We start from the raw sequence: 2778 nt of genomic DNA, 5'->3' as shown, positions 1-2778 counted from the left end.
TCACCTAACGGTTCAGTGAATATTACAGGTAACCAAGGCGTTAATATCAACGGTAGTAACGTAACTGCGAAAGAAGATGTGAACGTTGACTCACCTAACGGTTCAGTAAACGTAACAGGTTCTAACATTACTGCAGAAAACGGTACTGTGAACATCACTGCTCAAGAAAATGTTTCAATTAACAATAGTAACATTTCTGGTAACCAAGGTGTTAATATCGATGCTGAAAATGGTACAACTAACATTGATGCGTCTAACATCACTTCACCTAACGGTTCAGTGAACATTACAGGTAACCAAGGTGTTAATATCAATGGTAGCAACGTAACTGCTAAAGATGATGTTAATATCACTTCACCTAATGGTTCAGTGAATATTACAGGTTCTAACATCACTGCTGAAGAAGGTAATGTAAGTGTTGTTGCTAAAGAAAATATCACTATCAACAATAGTAATATTACTGGTGACAAAGTTACATTAGATGCTGGTAACCATACTACAGTTACTAACTCTACTATTACAGAAAGAGACTATAGTGTTAATAGTACTAACGGTACAATCATCAGCAATGTAACTGTTAATACAACAGGTAATACAACTGGTAACACTACAGGTAACACTACTGGTAACACTACAAATGTAACTGGTAACACAACTGATAACACAACTAACACTAATTTAACTGTTGATGCTTACGTCGACGAAAATTATGAAGATTGGTTATTAGGTCAAGATGTTCAGTATATTAACGAGGCAGCAAGAGATGAAAGCCGTCAATTCACTCCTCGTATCGTTGCAAGTTCTGATATGAATCCAAACCAAGTTAGAGGTTTAACTGTAGCTTCTAATAACGAACAGTTAAATAACTACTTAAATAGCGTAGGTTTCACATTAGAAACATGTGCGGTTGTTGATCTAAATACATTAAAAGATCGTTTAGATATGGATGCAATTGATCGTATCGATATCACAAGATTATGTGGCTTCTTAAACGATGAATTACGTAAGACTGGTAAACTTCCAGATGAATTACCATCTGATGTAATTCCAAGTAAAGTAGCTGAGAGCCTAAGCAAAAACAAAAGTCAATTTGCTTACTCTAATGTAAAAGCAGACAACAAAAATAATTAATTTCTTTAATTATTAGGTATAAAGTCCTTCCTGTTTTTTAGCAGGAGGGACTTCTTTTATGTTCATTTTTTAAGGGGGAAAAGTGTTGTATTGAGATTAGTTTAAGTGATAGGAACTGTTGGATAAGGCTTGTTGAGTAGAAGCTATGGTAAGAGCTGATTAATAGCGGGCATCGTTTTAAGGTTATAAAAATAAGTAGGTGCCAGAAACTGTTTTATAATAGTATTTTAGCTATAGTATTTTAGCTAAATTAAAGAGTTAAACAAACTTATTCAGACTTTTATTTATACTGGAACTACAGTAGTACTTTGCATAGTTTTTACTATGAGGTTAAAAAATATGGCTTATCTAGATCAACTAGCGGAATTACCAGAAAAGAATATTACTTATCTTAAGAAAAAAGAAACATACTATGTAATCTACAACTATGACTATAAGCGCAATGCAAATGGTAATCCAGAATCCAAGAAGATAATGATTGGTAAGCTAATAGATAAGGAAGCTAGAATTTTTCAACCTAATGAAAATTATCTAAAAGTTTTTCCAGAGGCTAAATTTATTAAAAAGAAAGCAGAGAATAACGTTCCTTTATCTGCAGTTAAGTATATAAAACCGGAAGGCTTATTACAGGCTGTAAGCTCTATTTCTGTTGAGGTTAAGCTTGAAGAGGTTTTAGAGGAAGTATTTGGTCGTAAGAGAGAGGTAATATTAACTCTAGCCTCGTACATGTTATGTTGTGGTAATGTAATGAAAGGGTATGAGCGTTGGGCTAAAAAGCATTATTTAGATCCAGCCTTATGCTTAAATGAAAGGCAAATTAGCGAGATTTTTAATCGTGTCATTACTCAAGAGAAGATAGCTAAATTTTTAGATTTCTGGTTTAGTAAAGTAAAAACAGATCGTTTTCTTGCTTACAATTACAAGGCAACTTATCCAAGTTTACATAGTATTGAAGCTGACAGAAGATTTGGTTTCAACCAAGATAGAGCAGCAAAAAGAGAAAATAATCTTGGAGTAATCTTTGATGAGGATTCTCGTTTGCCATTAACTTATACTTTCTCTCATGGAAATATCTCTGATAAAACATACCTTTCATTTATATTAGGTATTAACGAAAATCTCAAAGGTAGTAAGTTTACATTTGTCATGGAACAGAATTACTTCTCTACTAACAATTTAAAAGAAATTAGCACGAGAGGAAATAGTTTTATTACAGTCTTACCTAGAGATTTAAAATTAGCAAAAGAAGCCATTGCTGAAGTATCTAAAAAGGTTCTTGGTTATGAAGATTTAGTGCCTGGATTTAAAGCTGTAAAATACAAAGCTATGGATGCTTGGTTGAATAATTCTAAATGCAAGTTATACGTATTTTTAGATCCAGATGAAAGAGTTGAATTACAGGCTGCCTTTGAAGAGTATTTAGAGCAAGAGGAAGAAGAGTTACAAGATGCAATTGCACAAAAAACAGTAGTCCCGAACAGTTATAAGTACTTTAAAATCTCTCAAGATCGTAATCAAGAATATAAGTATGAAAAAGATATCGAGCAAATTTCTGCAGATTATAGTCAGCTAGGTTACTTTATTTTGGTTAGTAATAACCTTGAAACTACTGCTGGAGAGGTTTTAGCCTGAATTCCGCATCTAGTA

The 2778-nt window shown here is 33.1% G+C and carries 2 protein-coding genes; both read left to right on the top strand.

Going from position 1 to position 2778, the window contains the following annotated elements; all coding sequences use genetic code 11:
• Positions 1 to 1131: hemagglutinin repeat-containing protein (locus CKF54_RS08115; protein ID WP_222987474.1), on the top strand; the 1131-nt coding region annotated here is incomplete at its 5' end.
• A gap of 339 nt (positions 1132 to 1470) precedes the next feature.
• Positions 1471 to 2763 carry a hypothetical protein gene (locus CKF54_RS02070; protein ID WP_119524627.1) on the top strand — a complete coding sequence of 431 codons (1293 nt, stop codon included), beginning with the start codon at positions 1471 to 1473 and terminating at the stop codon, positions 2761 to 2763.
• Positions 2764 to 2778 lie beyond the last annotated feature (15 nt).

Origin of the sequence: Psittacicella hinzii, assembly GCF_003585885.1 — a bacterium.
In the GTDB taxonomy this organism is placed as follows: Bacteria; Pseudomonadota; Gammaproteobacteria; order Enterobacterales; family Psittacicellaceae; genus Psittacicella.
The sequence above is the reverse complement of the archived record's forward strand: the minus strand, read 5'-3'. Positions and strand labels throughout refer to the sequence as shown.

What these genes read in the sequence shown, in the direction of transcription:
- CKF54_RS02070 (WP_119524627.1), top strand. Translation starts at nt 1,471, where the DNA reads ATGGCTTATCTAGATCAACTAGCGGAATTACCAGAAAAGAATATTACT.